The following is a 24,056-nucleotide window of genomic DNA, read 5'->3' as shown; positions in this document are numbered from 1 at the left end:
GCGACCGAGGCTAGGCGTCAAGCCTTGCCAAACCGTTGTCGCGGACACGAGAGGCCATGTCGATGGTCCGGAATCAAGCCGCGCGAGCACCGTTCAACTCCTCCGAGGACCGGTAGGCCAGTGCCTCCGCGACGTGGATCCGGCCGACCTGATCCACGCCGTCCAGATCGGCGAGCGTGCGCGCCACCCGGATGACCCGGTGGTAGCCGCGCCCCGACAGACGCAGCACCTCGGCGGCGTCCTGCAGCATCTTCAGCCCGGCCGCGTTCGGCCGGGCGACCGTTTCCAGAAGGGCGGCCGGCGCGGCCGCGTTGGTGCCCACATCGGGTCGCCCGAGGTCCGCATACCGCGCAGACTGGATCGCGCGGGCGGCCGCCACCCGGCTCGCCACGGCTGCCGAATTCTCCCCGGATCGTGACGGAGCGATCATGTCGGCGGCGGAGACCGCCGGCAGGTCGATCCGCAGATCGAAACGGTCAAGAAGCGGCCCGGACAGACGACCCACATAGTCCGTCGCGCACCGTGTTCCCCGCCGGCAGGTGTGACCGGGCGTTCCCGCCATGCCACACCGGCACGGGTTCATGGCCGCCACCAGCTGAAAACGGGCCGGATAGGTGACGCGTGCGTTCGCCCGGGCGATCACCACATCGCCCGTCTCCAGCGGCTGGCGGAGCGCGTCCAGCACCTGCGGCTGGAACTCCGGCAGTTCGTCGAGGAACAGCACGCCATGATGGGCAAGCGAGATCTCCCCGGGGCGCGCCCTCAAGCCACCACCGACCAGGGCCGCCATGGACGCGGAGTGATGCGGTGAGCGGAAGGGGCGGCGCGCCGACAGCCGCCCGTCGGTCAAGGTGCCGGCCACAGACGCGATCATGGAGATCTCCAGGAGTTCCCGGGCCGTGAGGGGCGGCAAGAGGGATGGTATCCGTGCGGCCAGCATGGACTTGCCGGCCCCGGGCGGCCCGGTCATCAGCATTGAGTGACCGCCAGCCGCCGCCACCTCCAAGGCACGCTTGGCACTCTCCTGGCCCTTGACCTCCTGAAGGTCCGGCAGTGGCGTGGTGGCATCGGCGGTCCGCGGTTCCGGGCGTGACAGGGGCTGAATGCCGCGGAAATGATTGGCGAGGGCGATCAGGCTGAAGGGCGCGAGCACCGACATGTCCGGATCGGCCCAGGCGGCTTCCCCGCCGCAAGCCTTCGGGCAGAGAATCCCGCGCCCTTCCGCGTTCGCGCCGATTGCCGCGGGCAGGGTTCCCGAGACCGGCGAGATGGTGCCGTCGAGGGCCAGTTCCCCGAGGACCACATAGTCCTCCAGATCCTCCGCCGGGATCGCACCCATGGCGGCCATCAGGGCAAGCGCGATCGGAAGGTCGAAGTGAGACCCCTCCTTGGGCAGATCCGCCGGGGCGAGATTCACCGTGATCCGCCGCGCCGGCAGAGCGAGCCCCGATGCGGTGAGCGCCGCCCGGATCCGCTCGCGGCTTTCGGCAACTGCCTTGTCGCCAAGCCCGACGACCGTGAATGTCGGGCCGCCCGGCGCCATGTGGACCTGCACGTCCACGGGCGTGACCTCGACCCCCTGGAACGACACCGTTCGAACTCGCGTCACCATTTTTCGCAACTCCCGATCCATCAGGAGTATTGACGTTAATGCCGATCTGAGTCAAGAACGAGAGCGGAACAAAACAGGGGAATGCGTTCTCATGTGGAAACAGGTCTGGCGGATCCCTACCCTAATTGCGGCTCTCCCTGCCTGCACGGTCCACTTCCTCCGTGGCCGCCAGACCACGGCGGCCCGGTCAGGCGCGCCTGGCCTCGATGCTGTCCCAGATCAGGGCGGCGATGTCCGGCCCGCCCAACCGGCGGATGGCGCGCAGTCCGGTCGGGGAGGTGACGTTGATCTCCGTGAGAAACCCGCCGATCACGTCGATGCCGACGAACAGGAGGCCGCGCCGGCGGAGTTCCGGGCCGATCGTCTCGCAGATCTCCCGCTCCCGATCGGTGAGTTCGGTGGTTTCCGCCGCGCCGCCCCGGACCATGTTGGAGCGCAGGTCGTCAGGCGCCGGGACCCGGTTGACCGCGCCCGCGAAGACGCCGTCAACCAGGATGATTCGTTTGTCGCCCGCCCGAACGGCCGGCAGATAGCGCTGGATCACCCAGGGTTCGCGAAACTGGGTGCTGAAGAGGTCCATCAGCGACCCGAAATTCTCGTCTTCCGGCTTCACCCGGAAAACGCCCTGTCCGCCATTGCCGTAGAGCGGTTTCATGACGATGTCGCCGTGTTCCTTCCGGAATGCCCGGACCGCGGCACCGTCGCGGGTGATGAGGGTTTCCGGCATCAAGTGCGGGAAATCCATCACGAACAGCTTCTCCGGCGCGTTGCGGACATGCGCCGGGTCGTTGACCACGAGGGTCTTCGGATGGATCCGCTCCAGAAGATGGGTGGTGGTCACATAAGCCATGTCGAACGGTGGATCCTGCCGAAGCAGGACCACGTCGAGCGTGGAAAGATCGGTGTCTTGAGGGTCGCCGAGGTGGAAGTGGGCTCCGGCCACGTCTTTGACGGAGAGGGGCTCCAACGCCGCGGCAAGGGTGCCGGATCGCAGCGCCAGGCGATCCGGCGTGTAGTGGAACAACGTGTGGCCGCGCCTTTGGGCTTCCAGAAGAAGAGCGAACGTGGAATCGCCAGCGATCCGGATCGAGGCGATGTGGTCCATCTGGACGGCGACGGAAAGCGGCATCGGGGACACCTTGGGACGGAAAACGGAGCGTCATCTGACGCGGTCGGGGCCGGATTGTCCAGCCGGCTCCCCCGTTCAGCGGCCAGGCTCGTCGAACGCGTTCGTGAGGTGGCGGGGCCTCCGCCAGGGCAGGATGGCGATCACATCGAACCTTCTCTCGAAACCGGCGAGGCGTTGGTGCTGCTGCAGGTAGACGGCCGCCGCCCGCGCTATGCGCCGCTGCCCCGCTTCGGTGACGGCCTCGCCGGCCGTCGTCTCGTCGTCTCTCGCCTTCACTTCCACGAAGGCGACCACTTTGCCGCGAAGGGCGACGAGGTCGATCTCGCCCACATTGGTCCGGTAGCGCTCGGCGATGATGCGGTAGCCCTTGAGCCGCAGGTACCAGGCGGCAAGCGCTTCCGCGCGGAGCCCTCGCCGATAGGCGCGGCGCCGCTTGTGAGCGGTCACGACGGCAGGTCCGGGTTGTCCGGTTCGTCCCGCGCTCCGCCGGACGCCTCGGGCTCGTCCCCCGTCGCGCGGAGAGATCGGGCGCGTGCATACACCTCCTTGCGCGGTCGCCCCGTAGCCTTGGCGATCTCGGCGGCTGCCTGGCCCGGGCCCTGGGTCTCCAGAGCCGCCCGGAGCAGCGCGTCAAGATCATCGTCGCCGGTTTCCGTCTCCGCGGGAGGGCCCGCCAGAAGAACGATCTCGCCGCGCGGCGGATCGGCGAGCGCGCCGGCAGCGAGCGCCTCCAAGGTACCCCGGCGGATCTCCTCGAAGCGCTTGGTCAGTTCGCGGGCCAGCACACCGGGGCGTCCGGGGCCGAGCACCGCCGCCATGTCGGCCAGCGTCTCGGCTGCCCGGTGCGGCGCCTCGTAGAGGACGAGCGTAGCGGGAAGCGCCGCGAAGGCGGCGAGCCGGGTGCGCCGGGCGGACGAACGTGGCGGCAGGAAGCCCAGGAAGGCGAACGCGTCGGTCGGCAGACCGGCCGCAACCAGGGCGGCCAGAATGGCGGACGGGCCAGGAATGGGTATCACCTTCAGGCCTTCGGCAAGCGCTTCCTCCACCAGCTTGTAGCCCGGGTCGGAGACGAGCGGCGTGCCGGCGTCCGACACGAGGGCGAGCGTCTTCCCGCCGCGCAGCATCGCGAGAAGGCGGGGCCGTTCCCTGGCGGCGTTGTGATCGTGATAGGCCGCCATCGGCTTGCGGATGGCATAGCGGTCGAGGAGCGTCCGGGTGACGCGGGTGTCCTCGCAGACGACCAGGTCGGAGGCGGCCAGCACCTCCAGCGCACGCAAGGTGACGTCGCCGAGATTGCCGATTGGCGTCGACACCGCATAGAGCGCCGGTTCGACAGGGCGCGCCCGGGTGATCTGACCGTCGATGGCATAGGTCGAAGGGGCCGGCGAAGGGGGATCGGTACGCGACATGGCAGGAGAGACCAACTCCGGTTCGGTATGGGTCGGCGCAAAACGCGCCGGGGTCGTCGATAGGGCACCGTTACGGGCGCGCGGCGGATCGTCTTCGGAGGCGGGACCGCACCGGCGGGGTCGGGCACCCCTGTCCGGGGCCTCCACGGCCACGCCCCTGCAGGGGTTGGCGCCCCGGCGCCAGCGGTCCGCCGTGAAGCGTGACATGAGGGCGTACGGTGGTCGCTGTCGAGGAAATTCTTATCTGCAATCAGCCGCTGGTTTTGCTATGCACGTGTCGAAGAGGCGCAGGTGCAACATAAGCGGCGACGGGTGCGGCAATGACAGGCAAGACCGACAGGCGTTCCCTCGGGCGGATCGCCAGGGATGCGGCCGGCGATGGGACGATGACCCGGCGCGGCGCACTGGCCCTGATCGGCGGGGGAGCGGCAGCCCTTGCGGGCTGTTCGCCATCGGTGCCGTCCCGGTCGTTCAGCCCGGTGACGCCGCTCTCCACCCAACCGATCGTGCCGACCGGCGAGACGATCGGCACCGGGTCGGTGCGGGTGGCGCTGCTCCTGCCGCGCACCGCCCAGGGGAACGCGGCCTCGCTGGCGAGCTCCATGCGCAACGCGGCCGACCTCGGCATCCGCGATTTCACCGGTGCGGACCTGACGGTTCTCGTCAAGGATTCCGGCGGTACCCCGCAAACCGCGGCGGCAGCGGCGACCGCGGCCGTCTCGGAGGGGGCGGAGGCGATCCTCGGTCCGGTGTTCGCCGCGGAGGTGCGCGGCGTCGGCCCGGTCGCCCTGCAGGCGAACGTTCCGGTGCTCTCCTTCTCGTCGGATCCGAGCGTCGCCTCGTCGGGCGTCTACGTGATGGGGTTCCTGGTTGACGACCAGGTGCGCCAGATGATGGCCCAGGCGTCCAGTGCCGGTCTCCGCTCCATCGCCGCCATCATCTCCGACGGGGCCTACGGCACCCTGGCGGAAGCCGCGCTGCGCCAGTCCGCGGCCCGCTACGGCATCCGCATCGTGCAGGTGGAGCGGTTCACGAGCGCCGACCTCTCCGCCAAGGTGTCGGCGGTCGCGGCCAACCGCGCGCAGATCGACGCGGTCTTCATCCCGGACGGGCCGGGCAGCGCGCCGCAGATCGCCCAGGCCCTGCAGTCCGCCGGCGTCGATACCCGGCGCGTCCGGATGATCGGCTCGGGACAGTGGAACGATCCGGGCATCTACGGCAACGCCGCCCTTGCCGGGGGGTGGTTTCCGGCCCCGGAGATCGCCGGATTCCAGAGCTTCGCCAGCCGTTACCAGGCGGCCTTCGGGTCGGCCCCGCCGCTGACCGCCACGCTGGCCTACGACGCCGTGGTGCTGGCCGCCGGGCTGGTCCGGGCGGCGGGCAGCCAGCGTTTCCAACGGTCGGTCATCGCGAGCCCGGAAGGTTTCATCTCCGGCGTCAACGGCCTCTTCCGCTTCAATGCGGATGGCACCAACGACCGCGGTTTGGCCGTCTACGAGGTCACCGGCGGGGCGCCGCGGCTGGTCGCCCCGGCACCGCGTGCCTTCACGGGGTTCTGACCCGGCCGGCTGGAGAGGTCCGCCCGATCTGTCCAGCCCACCCGGAGCGGCCCTGTCGTCCAGCCGGACCGGGCCGCCTCCTTGACCCGGTCCCCCCGATCCGTCCAAGCCGAACCGGGCACAAGCCCGGTCCGTGCGGCCCTCTCGGCGTTCCGCGTCACGCGGCAAGATCCGCCACGATGGCGTCCAGCACGAACCAGCCGTCGGACGAGGCGCGCAGGCGGCCGTCGGGCAGGAACTCGATCATGCCGTGGGAGAGGAGGTCGTCGATCCGGGCCGGGTCGAAGGGCCGTCCCGACAGGGCCTCGAAGCGGATCGGGTCGATGCCCTCGCGAAGCCGGAGCCCCATCAGCAGCATTTCGTCACCGGCGCTCACCCCGTCGACGGCCTCCACGGCGGTGACCCCATGACCGCGGGCCTCCACCAGAGTCGCCCACGCCTCCGGCATCCGCTCGGTGGAGGTGGCGAGCCGGCTCCGCCCGCCCGGAAGAGCGATGCGGCCATGGGCGCCGGCGCCGATGCCCACATATTCGCCATAGCGCCAATAGATCAGATTGTGGCGGCTCTCCGCGCCTGGTGCCGCGTGGTTGGAGATCTCATAGGCCGGCAGGCCGGCCGCAGCGGTGATCGCCTGGGTGGCGACGAAGAGGTCGGCGGCAAGGTCCGGGTCCGGCACCGCGATCCGGCCGGCCTTGTGCAGAGCCTCGAACATGGTGCCGGGCTCGATGGTCAACTGGTAGAGCGACAGGTGGTCGGCGGCGAGCCGGATCGCCGCCTCGAGTTCCGCCGTCCAGGCCTCCACGGTCTGCCCCGGCCGGGCGTAGATCAGGTCGAAGGAGAGGCGCGGGAAGGTGGCGCGGGCGATCTCGATCGCCTCCCGGGCCTGGGCGGTGTCGTGCAGCCGGCCGAGCAGGCGGAGGTCCGCGTCGTTCATCGCCTGAACGCCGAGCGAGACCCGGTTGACCCCGGCCGCCCGATAGCCGCGGAAGCGCGCGGCCTCCACGCTGGACGGATTGGCCTCCAGGGTCACCTCCGCGTCGCCGGCCACGGTCCAGATCCTGGCGACCGCGTCGAGCACCGCCTGGACCGTCGCCGGATCCATCAGCGAAGGCGTGCCGCCGCCGAGGAAGATGCTCGTCACCGTCCGCCCCGGGGTCAGCCGGCCCATGGTCTCCATCTCGCTGACGAGCGCGGCGGCGAAGCGGCCCTGGTCCACCGCCTGGTGGCGCACATGGCTGTTGAAGTCGCAATAGGGGCACTTGGCCGTGCAGAACGGCCAGTGCAGGTAGACGCCGAACCCTTCCGCCGGTGTCCCGACCGGGTCCGGCACCACCCCGGCGAGAAGATCCTGCGGTCTGGCGTCGGTCATGGGCGGGGGTCTCCGAGTCTAGAGCATTCTCCGATCAAGTTGCACGACTTGATCGATGAGAGAATGCTCCAGGTTATTGAATCTGGAGCGATTTCTTGTCGACCTGACGATTTCGTCAGGTCGGAAAGCGCTCTAGGCGGCGGGGGCGGACGGGTCGGGCGCCCCGTCGGTGCGGGGCTTCAACGGGATCGCGCCGAGCACCGCCGCGGCGAAGAGTTTGGCGGAGCGGGCCCGGTGGGAGCGGGCCTCGCCCCAGATGGAGCCGTGTTTCTCGTCCGCGTTCATCTCGCCGAAGGTGCGGGCGGATCCCTTTGGCATGAACACGGGATCGTAACCGTAGGCGATCGGGCCGCGCCGCGGCGGCCAGACGAGCGTGCCTTCCACCTCGCCGAGATACTCCTGGGTGTGCCCGTCCGGCCAGGCGAGGCAGAGGAGCGAGACGAAGCGTCCCGTGCGCCGGGCCGGGTCCGTCGCGCCGGCCTTCGCCAGTTCCGCCTCCACCCGCGCCATGGCGGTGTCCCAGTTGCGCGGCACGCCGGCCCAGTCGGCGGTGTAGACGCCGGGCGCCCCGTCGAGCGCGTCGACGCAGAGACCGCTGTCGTCGGCAAGCGCCACGGCGCCGGCGGCGGTGGCGGCGGCGAGGGCCTTGATGCGGGCGTTCTCCACGAAGGTGGTGCCGGTCTCCTCCGGCTCGGGCAGGCCGAGCGCGCCGGCGGTGACGAGGTCGAGGTCGTAGCCGTCGAACAGGTAGGTCAGTTCGCGGATCTTGCCCTCGTTGTGGCTGGCGACGATCAGGCGCCGATCGGCAAGGACGCGGCTCATGCGATCGCCTGCTTCTGGAGCGCCACCAGGTCGGCGATGCCGGCCTTGGCGAGGCCGAGGAGGGTCAGGAACTCCGCCTCGGAGAAAGGCGTGCCCTCGGCGGTGCCCTGGATCTCCACGATGCCGCCGGAGCCGGTCAGCACGAAATTGGCGTCGGTCTCCGCCGCGCTGTCCTCCGCATAGTCGAGGTCGAGCACCGGTTCGCCCGCGTAGATGCCACAGGAGACCGCTGCCACATGATCCTTCAACACCTTCGCGCCGGCCGGGATCATGTTGCGGGCCCGCATCCATTCCACGCAGTCGTGGAGCGCCACGAAGGCGCCGGTGATGGAGGCCGTGCGGGTGCCGCCGTCGGCCTGGAGCACGTCGCAGTCGATGACGATCTGCTTCTCGCCAAGGGCGATCGGGTCGACGACGGCGCGCAGCGACCGGCCGATCAGGCGCTGGATCTCCAGCGTCCGGCCGGACTGCTTGCCGGCGGTCGCCTCGCGGCGGGTGCGGTCGTGGGTGGCGCGGGGCAGCATGCCGTATTCGGCGGTGACCCAGCCCTTGCCTCCGCCGCGCAGCCACGGCGGCACGCGCTCGTCCAGCGACGCGGTGACGAGCACATGGGTATCGCCGAACTTGACGAGGCAGGACCCCTCCGCGTGGCGGGTGAAGCCCCTTTGAAGGGACACGGGGCGCAATTCGTTCAAAGCGCGGCTGGACGGACGCATGGGCAGGCGAAACTCCACTGCTGCGGACCGGGCCGGAGCCCGGTCCAAGGTGCGGCCCTTGTAGCGCCCACGGTCGGACGGCGTAAAGGCCGACGTGGTGCCGCCGCATGGGGCGCAGGACGCGGGCAGACCGGCCGGGCGAAACGGCGGTCTTGTCCTCCGCGCGCAAATCCGCTCAACATCAGGGGCGACCGACGTCGATCGACCCTATATGCATCGGCTGGTCCGAACCTTGCGTCGATCTTGCATCGACGAAGAGGCGGACGGGACGGGTCCGGGGTGCGAGGCGGGGCCGCGGCCCCGTCCGGGCGTCGGATCCGGCAGGCCCCGATCCGCGGCGGGACGACCCGCAGCGGGACGATCCGATCGGCAGGTGGGAGAAGAGTTGGAACCGCGCGTGACCTTCGATCCATGGTCTGGAAGCCTCCGCGATCTCGACGAGCGTTCGCGCGAGATCTTCCGGCGCATCGTGGACAGCTACCTGGAAACCGGCGAGCCGGCCGGCAGCCGCAACATCGCCCGGCTCCTGGCGACGCCGCTGTCGCCGGCGTCCGTGCGCAACGTGATGGCCGACCTGGAACGGGCGGGGCTCATCTATGCGCCCCACACCAGCGCCGGCCGCCTGCCGACCGAGCAGGGGCTGCGCTTCTTCGTCGACGCGCTCCTGGAGATCGGCGACCTGACCAGCGACGAACGCACCGCCATCGAGGCCAAGGTGCGCGACGCCGGATCGGGCCGCACGGTGGAGAACGTGCTGACCGAAGCAAGCCAGATGCTTTCCGGCCTGTCGCGCGGCGCCGGCGTGGTGGTGACGGCCAAGTCCGACATGCGCCTGAAGCACGTGGAGTTCGTGCGCATCGAGCCGGCGCGGGCGCTGGTGGTGCTGGTCGGCGAGAACGGCATGGTGGAGAACCGGCTGATCGACGTGCCGCCCGGGCTGCCGACGGCGTCGCTGGTGGAGGCGTCCAACTATCTGAACGCCCATGTGCGCGGCCGCACCCTTCTGGAGGTGCGCGCGGAGATCGAGCGGCGCAGCCGCGAGGCGCGCCAGGCGCTCGACGACCTCACCCAGAAGGTGGTGGAGGCGGGGCTGGCGTCCTGGGCGGAGGTGCCGGGCGAGCGGCCGCAGACGTTGATCGTCCGCGGCCGGGCGAACCTCCTCGACGACCTCAGGGTGCAGGAGGACCTGGAGCGGATCCGCCTTCTCTTCGACGACCTGGAGACCTCCAAGGACCTGATCCAGCTCCTCGGCCTCGCCGACGCGGGGGACGGGGTGCGGATCTTCATCGGCTCGGAGAACAAGCTCTTCTCCCTGTCCGGGTCGTCGCTGGTGGTCTCGCCCTACCGGGACCAGGACGCGCGGGTGATCGGGGTCGTCGGCGTGATCGGACCGACGCGGCTCAACTATGCCCGCGTGGTGCCGATGGTGGACTACACGGCCAAGGTCGTCGGCAAGCTGCTCGGCTGAGCCCGCGCCGAAGCGCTTGATTTTCCGGTCCGGAACCCTCAAATCCGGGGCCGACACGGCTGCCGCCCGGCGGAAGGCCGCGCGAGGCCCCCTTGGCCGGCGCGACCGCCCGCCCGGCGTCGGCCGCCCGATCCATTCGAGTTCGAGGAACCGGCATGATCGAAGACAAAGAGCCCGTGGCGCCGGCCGGCGACGAGACGGCAGCCGCGTCCACCGCCCCGAACGGCGAGGCCAAGGCGGGCGCGCCGGCCGACGGCCGCCTGGAGGCCCTGGAGGCCGAGGTGTCGGCCGTCAAGGACCAGCTGCTGCGCACCCTCGCCGAGATGGAGAACCTCCGCCGCCGGACCGAGCGGGAGGTGGCCGACACGCGGACCTATGCGGTGGCGGGGTTCGCCCGCGACATCCTGCAGGTCGGCGACAACCTCTCGCGCGCCCTGCAGGCGCTGCCGGCCGACGCCCGCGAAGGGGCGAACGCGGCGGTGACCGCCCTCCTCGACGGCGTGGAGATGACCGAGCGCGAACTCCTGAAGGCGTTCGAGAAGCACGGGGTGCGCAAGATCGAGCCGGTGGGCGAGAGGTTCGATCCGAACTTCCACCAGGCCATGTTCGAGGTGCCGAACCCTGAGGTGCCGAACGGCACCGTCGTGCAGGTGGTGCAGTCGGGCTACGTCATCGGCGAGCGGGTGCTGCGCCCGGCCATGGTGGGCGTCGCCCGCGGCGGCCCGAAGGCGGCACCGAAGCCGGCCGAGCCGGCGGACGCCAAGGTCGACAAGACGGTCTGAGCCCGGGCGCCGGATGATCCGGCCCGGCGGCGTCGCCGGCACCGACGGGATCGGCGCTTGGCGCGGGCCGGCTAGGCCGGCGGTCGAAGCTTGCGCGGATGGGCGCGGCAGCAAATCGGGCGTTTGAGCGAAGCGGGCGCGGTCGAGCGGAGCGCGCGGACCGGCGAAGCGGCGCACGCGCGAGGCGGGCGCGGTGGGGCGGACCGGCTCACCCGGCCACGCCGGCATGAAGGGGCGGCGCGATGGATATGACGACGATCCTGCCGCTCCTCGACTATCTCGGGGTCGCGGTGTTCGCCGTATCCGGGGCCCTTGCCGCCTCGCGCAAGCAACTGGATCTGGTCGCCTTCTGCTTTTTCGGCGTCGCCACCGGCGTCGGCGGCGGCACGCTGCGCGACCTGGTGCTCGGGCTCCCGGTGTTCTGGATCGAGGACCAGACCTATGTGGTGGCGGCGGTGCTCGCCGCCGTGGTCATCTACTTCACCGCCCACCTCTTCCACGCCGCCTGGTCGCGCTACCGGCTGCTTCTGTGGGCCGACGCGGTCGGCATGGCGGCCTACGCCGTGATGGGCGCCGCCAAGGCCCTGGAGGCCGGCGCTCCGGCCGTGCCGGCGGTGATGCTCGGCGCCGTGACGGCGAGCTTCGGCGGCGTCATCCGCGACATCCTGGCCAACGAGCCGTCCGTGCTCCTGAGGCGCGAGATCTACATCTCGGCCGCCATCGCCGGCGCCGCCCTCTTCGTGGCGCTGGCAGGCCTTGGCGTTGCGGCAAGCGTCGCGGCGCTTGCGGGCGGCGCTCTGGCGTTCGGCGTGCGCGGCGGCGCGCTCGCCTTCGACTGGCGCCTGCCCGCCTACCGCAACCCGCCGGGCCGGTCCATCGCGGAGACCGAGACCCGCCGGGCGAAGCGGCGGCGCTGAAGGCGCGGCCTCGGATCGGTCGGCCCTGGCGGCGCCGGGAGGGGCGTGCCGTTTCGGCACAGGCTGGTGACCTGCCGCGCACCAAGCCGGCGACGGCGCGGCTTCGCGGGGGCGAAACCGTGAAATCCGCCGGATGGATGGGCCGCCGCTCCTTCGCAATGGAACGGATCGCGCCACGTGGTCATTTCCTTGCCGACCGCCGGACATTCGAACGCATCCGCGCCCGTCCGCCCCATTCCGAGGAGACCTTCCATGCGCGACGTTCTGCTCGCCGCCACCGTCATCTCGGCCCTTGCGGCCGTCCCGCTCGCGGACCGCGCCACCGCGCAGGATGCCGCCCCAACCGGAACGGCCCCGGCCCTCACTGCCCCCTCCGGCAACGCGGACGGGGCCGACCCGGCGGGGGACGACGCGCCGCCCGCCATGGACGAAGGCGCGCCTGTTCCCACCAGCCCGGCGGCCACGGGCGCGCTCGCCCCGTCCGATCCGGAGAGCGCCGAGACCATCGTGGAGACCGACCCGGACCTTTGGATCGGCAAGCCGATCGTCAGCGCCGACGGCGTCGCCATCGGGTCGGTGGAGGACGTGCAGATGGATGCCGCCGGCGTGCCGGAGGCCGTGACCACCTCGGTCGGCGGCTTCCTCGGCTTCGGCAGTCAGACCGTGCAGCTTCCCGTCGATCCGGCCGACTTCGATGGCAGCGAGGTGCGCGTCGGCATGGTGGAGACGGACATCAACGCCCTCGCCACCGGCGACGAGGACACGCCCGCCGGGGCGGGCCTCGCCACCAGCGCGGACGAGCTGCGCTGAGGCGCGGCGCGCCACGAGCCGGGCCAAGCGACGCGCGCGGTCTTCGTGCCGTGATGATCCTGGCTTAAGCTTGCGCCCGTGTCCGCCCGCGATCGACCGCCGGCCGGACGAACGGGAGGCAGCGATGCACGGGACCGTCTACTGGACCGAACTGATGACCTCGGACGTGGAGAAGGCGAAGGCCTTCTACGGGGAGATCATGGGCTGGACCTACAGCACCATGCCCATGCCGGAGGGCGAATACACCCTCATCCATCGGGAGGGCATGGAAGGGCCGGCCGGCGGCATGATGGCGTGCCCGGCCGGGGACACCGGTCCGAGCGACCACTGGTTCACCTATTTCTCGGTCGACGACGTGGATGCCTCCGTCGCGGCGGCGACGGAGGCCGGCGGCACGGTGCTCCGCCCGCCGTTCGACGTGCCGGGCGTCGGCCGCATCGCCATCGTGAAGGACCTCACCGGCGGCGTCTCCGGCTGGATGACCCCGGCGCCGATGGGCTGATACACGGACGGCCCGACCCTATTCCGGGCGGATCGCCTGCTGAACCGCCTGGCCGATCACCGCGGCGGCGCCTTCCATGCCGGTGCCGCCGCCGGTCACCAGCGTCTGCGGCACCAGCCGGCCGACGAGCTGGATGATGTCCGGGCGGTTTTCCAAGGTGGCGAGCACCTTTTCCAGCGCCTGCAGCATGGCGACCCGGTCCTGGCCGAGCACGGTCGCCTGGGCGGACTGACCCTTGGCCAATTCCTCCAGGAACTTGCGCTCGGCGCGGCCGAGCGCCTCGCGCTCCTGCTCGCGCTGCTGGGCCACCTGCACGGCGATCTGGCTCGTCACCAGGCGCGGCTGCTCGTCGGCGGTAGCGCGCGCCTGCTCGGTCTTGATGCGCTCGTTCTGGGCGGCGGTCTCGCGGGTGTAGGCCTGGCTCAACTGATCGGCGAGCTGCTGGCGCAGGCGCGCGATCAGGATCTCCGGCGGAATGGCCGGCTCCCCGAGCCGGATCTCGCGCACGTCGACGCCGGCCTTGCGGCCTTCCACCTTGATGATGGTCTCGATGGTCTGCTCCAGCGCCTCGCGGTTCTCGATCAGGTCGAGCACCCGCGTCGGCCGCGTCTCGAAGCGGGCCGGCGTGGCGATGGTGCCGTCCGCCTCGCGCACCGGAACGCGGATCACCGAGCCGGCCACGTTGCGCACGATGGAGCGGATCGCCGGCACCAGGATGCGGTCCTCCACCTCCTTCAGGCCGCCCACCGAGCCGACCACGACCGGCGCATCGGCCGGATCCACCTGCACGAGCACGCGCAGCTCCACCGGGATGTCCCAGCCTTCCACCTTCACGAACACCGCCCGGTCGGCGGCGTCCTCCGGCACCCGCTCCTCGCTGGTGCGCTGTTCCTGGCGGAGCTGCCCCTGCTGGTCGACGGAGAGATCCACGATGCGCTTGGTGAAGCCGCCCTTGAACTCCCAGGTCTGCACCCGGGTCTCCACCAGCTCCACCTCGTAGGCGGCGCGGTTGAGATAGTAGGCGCCGGGCAGGAGCGGCTCCTTCCAGATGCCGACGCAGCCGCGCGGCACGAGCGGCACCGACAGGCTGTCGGCGCCGTCGCTGCCTTCCGCGGCCGTGACGACCTCTTCCCGGCAGGAGACGCCCGGCACGGAGACGTTCGACTTCACCACGCCCACGTGGCCGGTCGGCACCACGGTGGCGGCGGTGGCGTCGCTGACGGTCACGTCGAACAGATAGCGGTTGAGGCGGTAGGAGCCCGGCTTCAGCACCGTCTCCTGCGGGCCGCGGAAGCCGCCGTCGGTGAGGAAGCGGGTGGCGTCCAGCATGCCGTCGACCTGGTCGTCCGGAATGGCCGGCGCCATGAACATGCCGGCCGGCATGGCGGCGCCGTCCACCGCGGTGATCTGGCCGTAGTAGCCCTCCGGCACCATCACGAGGGGATGTTCCTCGTAGTCGTAGAGCACGCGCACGAACGGAATGAGGTGGAAGCCCGGGCCGAGCACGGTCGCCTGCGGACCCTTCTGGCCGGCGAGCGCCACCACCCGGCCGGGCGGCAGTTCCTCGAAGGCATAGATGCGCTTCAGGTGGCCCACCTGGTCGGCGGCGACGAACACGAAGGACGTGTTGGCAAGGAAGAGCAGCCCCGCCGCCACTAGGCCGGCCCCCGCCGCGCGTGTTCCGAGGGTGCGCAGGAAGCCCGCCGACCCCGGCGGCCGCAGCACCAGCATCAGGCCGGCGGCGATAGCGACGAGGCCGATCAGAATCCAGCTCATGAAGCACGCCCTTTTGTGTAGCTTCGGGCATGCTACTCCGTGATTCTATAGGGCTGGTGAACGGGGGGCGGGGGCAAGCCGATTGCGCCGACAAATCATCACGCCTGCGTGAATCGCGCGCCTTGCGGCTCTGGAACACCCCCCTTATATAGCGGCGAGAACCCCGTACCGGGTTGAGGTCCACCCGGGAATCCCGCGGTTTTTCATATGGGGGCCGGCCGGTCGGACGACCGGCATCGCCGGACGCCTTGCACAAGGGTCCGGACGGTCTGCCGAAAGGAGACGAACATGGGTAAAGTGATCGGTATCGACCTCGGCACCACCAATTCGTGCGTGGCCGTCATGGACGGCAAGACCGCCAAGGTCATCGAGAATTCCGAAGGCGCGCGGACGACCCCGTCCATCGTGGCCTTCTCCGACAGTGACGAGCGCCTCGTCGGCCAGCCGGCCAAGCGCCAGGCCGTCACCAATCCGGAGAACACCTTCTTCGCCGTCAAGCGGCTCATCGGCCGGCGCTACGACGACCCGATCATCGAGAAGGACAAGAAGCTCGTCCCCTACTCGATCGTCCGCGGGGACAACGGCGACGCCTGGGTCGAGGCCGATGGCAAGAAGTATTCGCCGTCGCAGATCTCCGCCATGGTGCTGACCAAGATGAAGGAGACCGCCGAGGCCTTCCTCGGCCAGCCGGTCACCCAGGCGGTCATCACCGTGCCGGCCTACTTCAACGACGCCCAGCGCCAGGCCACCAAGGACGCCGGCAAGATCGCCGGCCTGGAGGTGCTGCGCATCATCAACGAGCCGACCGCGGCGGCGCTCGCCTACGGCCTCGACAAGTCCGACAAGTCCAAGACCATCGCGGTCTACGACCTCGGCGGCGGCACCTTCGACATCTCCATCCTGGAGATCGGCGACGGCGTGTTCGAGGTGAAGTCCACGAACGGCGACACCTTCCTCGGCGGCGAGGACTTCGACATGCGGCTCGTCAGCTATCTGGCCGACGAGTTCAAGAAGGAGCAGGCGATCGACCTGCGCTCCGACAAGCTCGCCCTGCAGCGGCTGAAGGAAGCCGCCGAGAAGGCGAAGATCGAGCTCTCCTCCTCGTCGCAGACCGAGATCAACCTGCCCTTCATCACGGCGGACGCCTCGGGCCCGAAGCATCTGGCCATCAAGCTCACCCGCGCCAAGTTCGAGGCGCTGGTCGACGACTTCGTCCAGAAGACGATCGAGCCCTGCAAGGCGGCCCTCAAGGACGCCGGCCTTTCCGCGGGCCAGATCGACGAGGTGGTGCTGGTCGGCGGCATGACGCGCATGCCGAAGATCCAGGAGGTGGTGAAGCAGTTCTTCGGCCGGGAGCCCCACAAGGGCGTGAACCCGGACGAGGTGGTGGCCATCGGCGCGGCGATCCAGGCCGGCGTGCTGGCCGGCGACGTCAAGGACGTGCTCCTGCTCGACGTCACCCCGCTGTCGCTCGGCATCGAGACGCTCGGCGGCGTGTTCACCCGCCTCATCGACCGCAACACCACCATCCCGACCAAGAAGAGCCAGGTCTTCTCCACCGCCGAGGACAACCAGACCGCCGTGACGATCCGGGTGTTCCAGGGCGAGCGCGAGATGGCGGCGGACAACAAGATCCTCGGCCAGTTCGACCTCGTCGGCCTGCCGCCGGCGCCGCGCGGCGTGCCGCAGATCGAGGTGACCTTCGACATCGACGCCAACGGCATCGTCAACGTGTCGGCCAAGGACAAGGGCACCGGCAAGGAGCAGCAGATCCGCATCCAGGCCTCCGGTGGTCTCTCCGACGCCGACATCGAGAAGATGGTGAAGGACGCGGAGGCGAACTCCGCCGCCGACAAGAAGCGGCGCGAGGGCGTCGAGGCCCGGAACCAGGCCGAGGGCCTGATCCACTCGACGGAGAAGTCGCTCGCCGACTACGGCTCCAAGGTGTCGGCCGCCGACAAGTCGGCGATCGAGACCGCGATCGCCGACCTCCGGTCGTCGCTGGAGGGCGGTGACGCCGAGGTCATCAAGGCCAAGACGACCACCCTCGCCCAGGCGGCCATGAAGCTCGGCGAGGCCATGTACGCCTCCGGCCAGGCCGGCGACGCGGAGCCCGGCACCCAGGGCGACGACGTGGTCGACGCCGACTTCGAGGAAGTCAAGGACGACAAGAAGAGCGCCTGACGCGCTGAAGGCACCAGGATCACCCGGCGCGGCCTCCGCGCCGGGTGATCGCGTGGCGGGAGACCGCAAAATGCGCGCGTCACGTCCGTCATGGTCCGCAAAGGCGGGCCACCCACGCTTTTTTGTTTGATGAGCGGTGGCGTTCGATGGGAAATGCGTGGGTGGTCCGCCTTCGCGGACCATGACGCCCCCTTGATGGCGCCCTTCGTTCCTGACCGGATAAGACGCGCACGAAGGCATTGCTCCGAAGGACCGCAGCTTCCATGGCCAAACGCGACTATTACGACGTCCTCGGCGTTGCCCGCACCGCCGACGAAAAGGAGCTGAAGAGCGCCTTTCGCAAGTTGGCCATGCAGTATCATCCCGACCGCAACCCGGGCGACGCGGCGGCCGAGGCATCGTTCAAGGAGATCAACGAGGCCTACGAAGTCCTGAAGGATCCCCAGAAGAAGGCCGCCTACGACCGATTCGGCCACGCGGCCTTCGAGAACGGGCGCGGCTTTGGCGGAGCGGGCGCCGGCGACGGCTTTGGCGCCTCCATGGCGGACATCTTCGACGACATCTTCGGCGAGTTCATGGGCGGCGGCGGCCGGCGCGGCGGCCAGCGGGCCGGCGGCACCGGGCGCGAGCGCGGCGCGGACCTTCGCTACAATCTGGAGATCAGCCTGGAGGAGGCCTTCGCCGGCAAGACGGTGGAGATCGACGTGCCGACCTCCATCACCTGCACCAAGTGCTCCGGCTCCGGCGCCAAGCCCGGCACCCAGCCGACCACCTGCCGGACCTGCGGCGGCATGGGCAAGGTGCGGGCGAGCCAGGGCTTCTTCACCATCGAGCGGACCTGCCCGACCTGCCACGGACGCGGCGAGACCATCGCCGACCCGTGCGATCTCTGCGCCGGCACCGGCCGCACCACCCAGGAGCGGACGCTCTCGGTCAACATTCCCGCCGGCATCGAGGACGGCACCCGCATCCGCCTCGCCGGCGAAGGAGAGGCGGGGCTGCGCGGCGGGCCGTCGGGCGACCTCTACATCTTCCTCTCCATCAAGCCGCACGAGTTCTTCCAGCGGGACGGCGCCGACCTCTACTGCCGCGTGCCCATCTCCATGACGACCGCGGCCCTCGGCGGCGGCTTCGACGTGCCGACCGTCGACGGCGAGAAGACCCGCGTGCGCGTGCCGGAGGGCAGCCAGACCGGCAAGCAGTTCCGCCTCAAGGGCAAGGGCATGCCGGTGATGCGCTCGCGCGACTTCGGCGACATGTACATCGCCGTGGTGGTGGAGACGCCGCAGAGCCTGACGCGGCGCCAGCGCGAGCTGCTGGAGGAGTTCGAACGGGAATCCTCCAACGAGAATCATCCGGAATCGACCGGGTTCTTCGCCAAGATGCGGGACTTCTTCGGCGGGTAGCGCGTTCGGCCAAGGGACGGGGCGCCGGCGGCGGCGGACGGCCGCACGCCGTGCGCGGGGACGGGCCGTCGTCGACCGTCTTGAGGGCGGGGCAGATCCGGCGGACCTATCCGGTCCGCCGCATGGCAAGGAGCATGGCATGCAGGCACAGCGTTCCCCCCGACACCAGAAGCCGGACCTGAAGCGGTTCAAGAGCCTGATGGCCGATGAGATGCGCTTCTTCCGAACCTGGATGGGCAAGCCGCTGACCACCGGCGCGGTCAGTCCGTCGGGCAAGATGCTCGCCAAGGCCATGGCGAGCCGGGTGGACCCGGCCTGGCCCGGCATGGTGGTGGAACTCGGCCCCGGCACCGGCGCCGTCACGAAGGCGCTGATCGAACGCGGGGTGGACCCTGGCCGGATCGCCGCCATCGAGTACAACGACGTGTTCGCCGGCCATCTGGCGGCGCGCTTTCCCGGCGTCAAGGTGATCGAGGGCGACGCCTACGCCATGGCGGCAACGCTGGCGGCCCATGGCATCCGCGAGGTCGCGGCGGTGGTGTCCAGCCTGCCGCTCTTCACCCGCCCGCTGGCGGAGCGCAACGCGCTGATGGAGGAGTGCATGTCGCTCCTGCCGGAGGGGCGGCCCTTCGTCCAGTTCTCCTATGCGCTGGTGCCGCCCGTGCCGGTGCGGCCGGGCGCCTGGTCGCTGGACGTCAGCGACTGGATCGTCATGAACCTGCCGCCCGCCCGGGTCTGGACCTACCGCCGCAGCCGACGGCCGCTTTGACCGATGCCGATCTGACGATCGGAAGGGCAGGGGCCGGCGCCGCAGTCGAGAAGCAGGGTTCAACGAAAAACCGGGCAGGCGAGACGATCGCCTGCCCGGTCTGCTGGCCCGGTCTGCCAGATCACGACGACCTGGACCTCAAGCTTCGATGCGCAAGGGGGCCTGCGCCGCCGCGTCGTGGAGCCCGCAGTCGCATGTGCCCCGCCGGCACATGCGGCAGAAGTGCTCCAGGTCGTTGCCGCCGCTGGTCCGGCGCTGGATCATGCGCGTGACCATCTGGTCGAGAAGGCCCAGTTCCTCCGGGCTGAGGGCGCCCAGGTAACTGTCCACCGCGGCCATGCGCGTCTCCTGCAGCTGCTGCGCACGCCGCCGTCCGCGTGCCGTGATCTCCACCATCACCTCGCGTCCGACCCGCCGCTGGCGGCGGACGAGCCAGTCCTTCTCCAGGCGGTCCACGAGCCGGACCGCTGCCGAATGGGTGAGGCCCACGATCCTGGCGATGTCGCCGATCGACAAGGGTTCCTGGTCGCGAATCGAAATCAGAGCCGCGACCGCGGTTGGTGCGAAATCCTCACTGTTGGCGAGGGTGTCGTCCGAAATCGCAAGCGCAAGCGCGGCGATCTTGTTGGGTAGTGGCGTGTCCATCCCCTGCTTATGCCTCTGGGACGATGCATCTCAATCCCCGAGACCCTGTCCGCCCCGACATGGCCCGTGGCGACCCGTTCCTGGCAATGACCATGCGACTCCATTGCAGTTGTAACCGCAACGGCGATCCGACTTGTTCCGCCACCCCGGAACGCCGGTTATCGATGATCGCAGGCCGCCTTCGGAGCGGACCGGTGCTCTCAGCACTTGTTACAGTAACCTTTGCATGAACACTAAATCAAGCCAACGATTGAACTTGTTACCAACCTCCTTCATACGTGCGCATTCGTAGAATGCATGTCGCACGTGCAATTTTAACGACAGCAAATTTTCCGCCTCTATACCTGCAACGAGAACGTGCACGCCTCGTTCTTGGGCTTCCGTCACCAGCGCCCCGAGCAGCCGGTCGCCGATCCGTCGACCACGCTGGCCGGCCGCCACATAGATGGAAAGCTCCGCCGTGTGGCGGAAACCCTCGAAGGCGCGAAATGGACCGTAGCTCGCGTAGCCGACGACGGATTCGCCGTCGGTCGCCACCAGCACCGGATAGCCTCCCGCTATGCGTGCATCATACCAGCGGCGACGGTCGTCCAGGTCCACCACCGTCTCGTTCCAGATGGCGGTCGTGTTGAGGACCGCATCGTTGTAGATGGCCATGATGCCGGCAAGGTCCGACGGGGTGGCGTGGCGGATTGTCACCGCCGCCGGGGAGCGGTCGGCGGGTGCAGCGGCGGTGTCCGCGGCGGCGGGGCTGTCGGGCGGGGTCGGCGTCATCGGATCGTTCGCTCCAGGGCGCGGCGGTCGGACCTCGTCGGTCCCATGCGGCGGATCGGCCGCGGGAGCCATTGAACACGGCGGTGGTCGGTCAGGGAAGCCGGCCGCGCGTGGCGGGCGTGCCGGCAACCGACGTTCGGCCGGCGGCAATCAGCGGAAAACCAGGGCGGCAGGGCTTGCCGCCGGCTTGGCGCACGGGGTGGCGAGTGCTATGTGAGCCCCCATGAGCCAGACCGCGCTGACCAACATCCGCAACTTCGCCATCATCGCCCACATCGACCATGGCAAGTCGACGCTCGCCGACCGCCTGATCCAGGCGACCGGGACGCTGACCGACCGCGAGATGACGAACCAGATCCTCGACTCGATGGACATCGAGCGGGAACGGGGCATCACCATCAAGGCGCAGACCGTCCGGCTGATCTACAAGGCCAAGGACGGGGTGGAATATACCCTGAATCTGATGGACACCCCCGGCCACGTGGACTTCGCCTACGAGGTCTCCCGCTCGCTCGCCGCCTGCGAGGGCTCGCTCCTGGTGGTCGACGCCTCGCAAGGGGTGGAGGCGCAGACGCTCGCCAACGTCTACCAGGCGATCGACAACAACCACGAGATCGTCCCCATCCTCAACAAGGTGGACCTGCCGGCCGCCGAGCCGGAGCGGGTGAAGGCGCAGATCGAGGAGGTGATCGGCCTCGACGCCTCCCAGGCCGTGGAGATCTCGGCCAAGACCGGCCTCAACATCGAGGGCGTGCTGGAGGCCATCGTCACCCGTCTGCCGCCGCCGAAGGGCGACCCGGACGCGCCCCTGAAGGCCATGCTGGTGGACAGCTGGTACGACGCCTACCTCGGCGTCGTGGTGCTGGTGCGCGTCATCGACGGCACACTCGTCAAGGGTCAGAAGGTGCGCATGATGCGCACCGGCGCCACCTACGAGGTGGACCGGGTCGGCTACATGACGCCGAAGCTGATCGTCACCGACAAGCTCTCCACCGGCGAGGTGGGCGTGCTCACCGCCTCCATCAAGGAGGTGGCGGACACCGCCGTCGGCGACACCATCACGGACGAGCGCAAGCCCACCGCCGAGCCGCTGCCCGGCTTCCGGCCGGCCCAGCCGGTGGTGTTCTGCGGCCTCTTCCCGGTGGACGCCGCCGACTTCGAGGACCTGCGCGCCGCCGTCGGCAAGCTCCGGCTCAACGACGCCAGCTTCTCCTACGAGATGGAGAGCTCCGCCGCCCTCGGCTTCGGCTTCCGCTGCGGCTTCCTCGGCCTCCTCCACCTGGAGATCATCCAGGAGCGGCTGGAGCGCGAGTTCAACCTCGACCTGATCGCCACGGCGCCGAGCGTCGTCTACCGCATGCTCCTCACCGACGGCTCGGAGATCGAGCTGCACAATCCGGCCGACATGCCGGACGTGATGAAGATCGAGGAGATCCGCGAGCCCTGGATCCGCGCCTCAATCATGACGCCGGACGAGTATCTCGGCTCCATCCTGAAGCTCTGCCAGGAGCGGCGCGGCGTGCAGGTGGACCTCAACTACGTGGGCAGCCGGGCCATGGTCACCTACGACCTGCCGCTCAACGAGGTGGTGTTCGACTTCTACGACCGGCTGAAGTCCATCTCCAAGGGCTACGCCTCGTTCGACTACCAGCTCACCGACTACAAGCCCGGCGATCTCGTGAAGATGCAGATCCTGGTCAACGCCGAGCCGGTGGACGCGCTCTCCATCCTGGTCCACCGCAGCCAGGCGGACCGGCGCGGCCGCGGCATGTGCGAGAAGCTGAAGGACCTCATCCCGCAGCACATGTTCCAGATCCCCGTGCAGGCGGCGATCGGCGGCAAGATCATCGCCCGCGAGACCATCCGGGCGCTCCGCAAGGACGTGCTCGCCAAGTGCTACGGCGGCGACGTGACCCGCAAGCGCAAGCTCCTCGACAAGCAGAAGGAGGGCAAGAAGCGCATGCGTCAGTTCGGCAAGGTGGAGATCCCCCAGGAGGCCTTCATCGCCGCCCTGAAGATGGATGATTGATCGACGACACGCGAGTTCCCGACCTGTCGGGGCTTCCCGCGCGCCGGCGGGCCCGAACGGTGCCGGCCGCCACGCGTCGGCGCTCGGCGCGCGCCCGGACCCCTGGGCCGGGCGGCCGCCGCATCGCCAAATGTCACACCTCATCAACCATACGCAAATGACCGGATGCCGGAGCTTGACGGTGCGGCGGACGCCGCCCATATGCCGGGCTCCACAAAGGCTCCGGGCCCCTCTGGCGTGATCGGTCGGCATCGCGTGATGTCGGAGCCTGTTGAAGCGGAACCTGCCGATATCCGCGTGACCTTCCATGGATTTTCTGTTTCTGGATTTTCTGGGCAAGCCCGGCTGGATGTGGGCTGGCTTTCTCGCCCTCGTCTTCGTGCTCCTGGTGTTCGACCTCGGCGTCCTGCACCGCAAGCCGCACGAGATCGGCATCAAGGAGAGCTTCATCCTCTCCGGCTTCTACATCGCCCTCGGCCTTGCCTTCGGCGGCTGGGTCTGGTGGTCGCTCGGGCCTGAATCGGGGCTCGCCTACATCACGGGCTTCGTGGTGGAGAAGTCCCTGGCGATGGACAACATCTTCGTCATCGCCATGATCTTCGCCTACTTCGGTATCCCGCGCATCCATCAGCACCGGGTGCTGGTGTGGGGCATCATCGGCGTGCTCATCCTGCGCGGCATCATGATCGCGGCCGGCGCCGCCATCGTGTCGGAATTCAGCTGGGTGCTCTACCTCTTCGCGGCCTTCCTGATCATTACCGGCATCAAGATGATCATGATGGCCGACAAGGAGCATTCGGTCGGCGACAACCCGCTGCTGCGCTTCGCCCGCAAGCGGCTGCCGGTGACCGACCAGCTGCACGGCGACCGCTTTCTGGTCAAGCTGCCGGATCCGACCACGGGCAAGCTGAAGACCTTCGTGACGCCGCTCTTCCTGGCGCTCCTGATGGTGGAGTTCGCGGACGTGATCTTCGCGGTCGATTCGGTGCCGGCGATCTTCGCCATCACCACCGACCCCTACCTGGTCTACACCTCCAACATCTTCGCCATCCTGGGTCTGCGCGCGCTCTACTTCGCCCTCGCGGCGCTGATGCACCGCTTCGTCTACCTGAAGTACGCGCTCGCCTCGCTGTTGATCTTCATCGGCTCGAAGATCGTGCTTGCCGACATGCTGGGCATCGCCAAGATCCCGCCCGAGATCTCTCTCGGCGTGACGTTCGCGATTCTCGCCGCCGGCATCGGCGCCTCGCTCTGGAAGACGCGCGGCCAGGGCCCGCAGCCGGTGGAGACGGTGCACCAGCACTGACGGCGGAGGCCTTCTCAGGAAAATCGACGGGCCCGGCGCGAAACTGCCTTTCGCGCCGGGCTTTTTCGGTCA

21 protein-coding genes are annotated in these 24,056 nt (G+C 69.4%); 11 read left to right on the top strand and 10 right to left on the bottom strand.

Annotated elements, in window-relative coordinates; translation table 11 throughout:
• Positions 1-73 precede the first annotated feature (73 nt).
• The 4 genes from BUQ68_RS15615 to rsmI form a co-directional block, all read right to left on the bottom strand.
• Positions 74-1,612, bottom strand: a complete 1,539-nt coding sequence (locus tag BUQ68_RS15615) for a YifB family Mg chelatase-like AAA ATPase (RefSeq protein ID WP_075216916.1) — start codon at positions 1,610-1,612, stop codon at positions 74-76.
• 187 nt (positions 1,613-1,799) lie between these two features.
• Positions 1,800-2,741: a glutathione synthase gene (gene gshB, locus BUQ68_RS15610; RefSeq protein WP_075216915.1), complete on the bottom strand. Its 942-nt coding sequence runs from the start codon at positions 2,739-2,741 to the stop codon at positions 1,800-1,802.
• Positions 2,742-2,816: 75 nt separating this feature from the next.
• On the bottom strand, positions 2,817-3,188 hold the full coding sequence (locus tag BUQ68_RS15605) for a YraN family protein (protein ID WP_075216914.1): 372 nt from the start codon (positions 3,186-3,188) through the stop codon (positions 2,817-2,819).
• Complete coding sequence (gene rsmI / locus BUQ68_RS15600) at positions 3,185-4,150, bottom strand: 16S rRNA (cytidine(1402)-2'-O)-methyltransferase (protein WP_075216913.1); 966 nt, start codon at positions 4,148-4,150, stop codon at positions 3,185-3,187. Before rsmI ends, BUQ68_RS15605 begins: the two co-directional genes overlap by 4 nt.
• 386 nt (positions 4,151-4,536) lie before the next feature.
• Between rsmI and BUQ68_RS15595 the strand changes: the two genes are divergently transcribed.
• Positions 4,537-5,709: a penicillin-binding protein activator gene (locus BUQ68_RS15595; RefSeq protein WP_075216912.1), complete on the top strand. Its 1,173-nt coding sequence runs from the start codon at positions 4,537-4,539 to the stop codon at positions 5,707-5,709.
• 157 nt (positions 5,710-5,866) lie between these two features.
• Here the strand turns inward: BUQ68_RS15595 and hemW are convergent, their stop codons facing one another.
• The 3 genes from hemW to rph all read right to left on the bottom strand — a co-directional run bounded on the left by hemW (position 5,867) and on the right by rph (position 8,616).
• Positions 5,867-7,078, bottom strand: a complete 1,212-nt coding sequence (hemW, locus tag BUQ68_RS15590; RefSeq protein WP_083656622.1) for a radical SAM family heme chaperone HemW — start codon at positions 7,076-7,078, stop codon at positions 5,867-5,869.
• A gap of 132 nt (positions 7,079-7,210) precedes the next feature.
• Positions 7,211-7,900 (bottom strand): non-canonical purine NTP pyrophosphatase, encoded by a 690-nt coding sequence (locus tag BUQ68_RS15585; RefSeq protein WP_075216911.1) that lies wholly within the window; start codon positions 7,898-7,900, stop codon positions 7,211-7,213.
• The gene (gene rph / locus BUQ68_RS15580) at positions 7,897-8,616 is read right to left on the bottom strand and encodes a ribonuclease PH (protein WP_075216910.1); all 720 of its coding nucleotides are present in this window, start codon (positions 8,614-8,616) and stop codon (positions 7,897-7,899) included. The genes BUQ68_RS15585 and rph overlap by 4 nt, the downstream gene beginning before the upstream one ends.
• Positions 8,617-9,013: 397 nt before the next feature.
• Between rph and hrcA the strand changes: the two genes are divergently transcribed.
• The 5 genes from hrcA to BUQ68_RS15555 all read left to right on the top strand — a co-directional run bounded on the left by hrcA (position 9,014) and on the right by BUQ68_RS15555 (position 13,095).
• Complete coding sequence (gene hrcA, locus BUQ68_RS15575; RefSeq protein ID WP_075216936.1) at positions 9,014-10,084, top strand: heat-inducible transcriptional repressor HrcA; 1,071 nt, start codon at positions 9,014-9,016, stop codon at positions 10,082-10,084.
• Between the two features lie 155 nt (positions 10,085-10,239).
• Entirely contained in the window at positions 10,240-10,866 is a 627-nt protein-coding gene (gene grpE / locus BUQ68_RS15570) for a nucleotide exchange factor GrpE (RefSeq protein ID WP_075216909.1), read from the top strand.
• A gap of 242 nt (positions 10,867-11,108) precedes the next feature.
• On the top strand, positions 11,109-11,783 hold the full coding sequence (locus BUQ68_RS15565; RefSeq protein WP_425349537.1) for a trimeric intracellular cation channel family protein: 675 nt from the start codon (positions 11,109-11,111) through the stop codon (positions 11,781-11,783).
• A 252-nt stretch (positions 11,784-12,035) separates the two neighbouring features.
• Complete coding sequence (locus BUQ68_RS15560; RefSeq protein ID WP_075216908.1) at positions 12,036-12,593, top strand: PRC-barrel domain-containing protein; 558 nt, start codon at positions 12,036-12,038, stop codon at positions 12,591-12,593.
• Between the two features lie 124 nt (positions 12,594-12,717).
• Positions 12,718-13,095 carry a VOC family protein gene (locus BUQ68_RS15555; RefSeq protein ID WP_075216907.1) on the top strand — a complete coding sequence of 126 codons (378 nt, stop codon included), beginning with the start codon at positions 12,718-12,720 and terminating at the stop codon, positions 13,093-13,095.
• Positions 13,096-13,113: 18 nt separating this feature from the next.
• On the opposite strand, the gene BUQ68_RS15550 is transcribed toward BUQ68_RS15555, so the two are convergent.
• Positions 13,114-14,871, bottom strand: a complete 1,758-nt coding sequence (locus BUQ68_RS15550) for an SPFH domain-containing protein (RefSeq protein ID WP_075216906.1) — start codon at positions 14,869-14,871, stop codon at positions 13,114-13,116.
• A 288-nt stretch (positions 14,872-15,159) separates the two neighbouring features.
• On the opposite strand from BUQ68_RS15550, the gene dnaK reads away from it, so the two are divergent.
• From dnaK to BUQ68_RS15535, 3 genes are all read left to right on the top strand, one after another.
• Positions 15,160-17,055 carry a molecular chaperone DnaK gene (gene dnaK / locus BUQ68_RS15545; RefSeq protein WP_075216905.1) on the top strand — a complete coding sequence of 632 codons (1,896 nt, stop codon included), beginning with the start codon at positions 15,160-15,162 and terminating at the stop codon, positions 17,053-17,055.
• Positions 17,056-17,318: 263 nt separating this feature from the next.
• Complete coding sequence (gene dnaJ, locus BUQ68_RS15540) at positions 17,319-18,461, top strand: molecular chaperone DnaJ (protein WP_075216904.1); 1,143 nt, start codon at positions 17,319-17,321, stop codon at positions 18,459-18,461.
• 139 nt (positions 18,462-18,600) lie between these two features.
• A complete protein-coding gene (locus BUQ68_RS15535) occupies positions 18,601-19,230 on the top strand; it encodes a class I SAM-dependent methyltransferase (RefSeq protein ID WP_245293275.1) in 630 nt (209 codons plus the stop codon).
• Positions 19,231-19,368: 138 nt separating this feature from the next.
• Here the strand turns inward: BUQ68_RS15535 and BUQ68_RS15530 are convergent, their stop codons facing one another.
• Positions 19,369-19,875: a MarR family winged helix-turn-helix transcriptional regulator gene (locus BUQ68_RS15530; RefSeq protein ID WP_075216903.1), complete on the bottom strand. Its 507-nt coding sequence runs from the start codon at positions 19,873-19,875 to the stop codon at positions 19,369-19,371.
• Between the two features lie 210 nt (positions 19,876-20,085).
• The gene (locus BUQ68_RS15525; protein ID WP_083656620.1) at positions 20,086-20,649 is read right to left on the bottom strand and encodes a GNAT family N-acetyltransferase; all 564 of its coding nucleotides are present in this window, start codon (positions 20,647-20,649) and stop codon (positions 20,086-20,088) included.
• A gap of 223 nt (positions 20,650-20,872) precedes the next feature.
• Between BUQ68_RS15525 and lepA the strand changes: the two genes are divergently transcribed.
• Positions 20,873-22,678 carry a translation elongation factor 4 gene (lepA, locus tag BUQ68_RS15520; protein WP_075216902.1) on the top strand — a complete coding sequence of 602 codons (1,806 nt, stop codon included), beginning with the start codon at positions 20,873-20,875 and terminating at the stop codon, positions 22,676-22,678.
• Between the two features lie 307 nt (positions 22,679-22,985).
• A complete protein-coding gene (locus BUQ68_RS15515) occupies positions 22,986-23,984 on the top strand; it encodes a TerC family protein (protein ID WP_075216901.1) in 999 nt (332 codons plus the stop codon).
• Positions 23,985-24,056: the final 72 nt, after the last annotated feature.

The sequence above is a fragment of the Mongoliimonas terrestris genome, from assembly GCF_001927285.1.
In the GTDB taxonomy this organism is placed as follows: domain Bacteria; phylum Pseudomonadota; class Alphaproteobacteria; order Rhizobiales; family Pleomorphomonadaceae; genus Chthonobacter; species Chthonobacter terrestris.
This window is presented reverse-complemented; position numbering and strand designations above follow the sequence as displayed.

Coding starts and splice junctions, on each gene's coding strand:
- BUQ68_RS15615 (WP_075216916.1), bottom strand. CDS start 1,612: ATGGTGACGCGAGTTCGAACGGTGTCGTTCCAGGGGGTCGAGGTCACG.
- gshB (WP_075216915.1), bottom strand. CDS start 2,741: ATGCCGCTTTCCGTCGCCGTCCAGATGGACCACATCGCCTCGATCCGG.
- rsmI (WP_075216913.1), bottom strand. CDS start 4,150: ATGTCGCGTACCGATCCCCCTTCGCCGGCCCCTTCGACCTATGCCATC.
- BUQ68_RS15595 (WP_075216912.1), top strand. CDS start 4,537: ATGACCCGGCGCGGCGCACTGGCCCTGATCGGCGGGGGAGCGGCAGCC.
- hemW (WP_083656622.1), bottom strand. CDS start 7,078: ATGACCGACGCCAGACCGCAGGATCTTCTCGCCGGGGTGGTGCCGGAC.
- BUQ68_RS15585 (WP_075216911.1), bottom strand. CDS start 7,900: ATGAGCCGCGTCCTTGCCGATCGGCGCCTGATCGTCGCCAGCCACAAC.
- rph (WP_075216910.1), bottom strand. CDS start 8,616: ATGCGTCCGTCCAGCCGCGCTTTGAACGAATTGCGCCCCGTGTCCCTT.
- grpE (WP_075216909.1), top strand. CDS start 10,240: ATGATCGAAGACAAAGAGCCCGTGGCGCCGGCCGGCGACGAGACGGCA.
- BUQ68_RS15565 (WP_425349537.1), top strand. CDS start 11,109: ATGGATATGACGACGATCCTGCCGCTCCTCGACTATCTCGGGGTCGCG.
- BUQ68_RS15560 (WP_075216908.1), top strand. CDS start 12,036: ATGCGCGACGTTCTGCTCGCCGCCACCGTCATCTCGGCCCTTGCGGCC.
- BUQ68_RS15555 (WP_075216907.1), top strand. CDS start 12,718: ATGCACGGGACCGTCTACTGGACCGAACTGATGACCTCGGACGTGGAG.
- BUQ68_RS15550 (WP_075216906.1), bottom strand. CDS start 14,871: ATGAGCTGGATTCTGATCGGCCTCGTCGCTATCGCCGCCGGCCTGATG.
- dnaK (WP_075216905.1), top strand. CDS start 15,160: ATGGGTAAAGTGATCGGTATCGACCTCGGCACCACCAATTCGTGCGTG.
- dnaJ (WP_075216904.1), top strand. CDS start 17,319: ATGGCCAAACGCGACTATTACGACGTCCTCGGCGTTGCCCGCACCGCC.
- BUQ68_RS15535 (WP_245293275.1), top strand. CDS start 18,601: ATGCAGGCACAGCGTTCCCCCCGACACCAGAAGCCGGACCTGAAGCGG.
- BUQ68_RS15530 (WP_075216903.1), bottom strand. CDS start 19,875: ATGGACACGCCACTACCCAACAAGATCGCCGCGCTTGCGCTTGCGATT.
- BUQ68_RS15525 (WP_083656620.1), bottom strand. CDS start 20,649: ATGACGCCGACCCCGCCCGACAGCCCCGCCGCCGCGGACACCGCCGCT.
- lepA (WP_075216902.1), top strand. CDS start 20,873: ATGAGCCAGACCGCGCTGACCAACATCCGCAACTTCGCCATCATCGCC.
- BUQ68_RS15515 (WP_075216901.1), top strand. CDS start 22,986: ATGGATTTTCTGTTTCTGGATTTTCTGGGCAAGCCCGGCTGGATGTGG.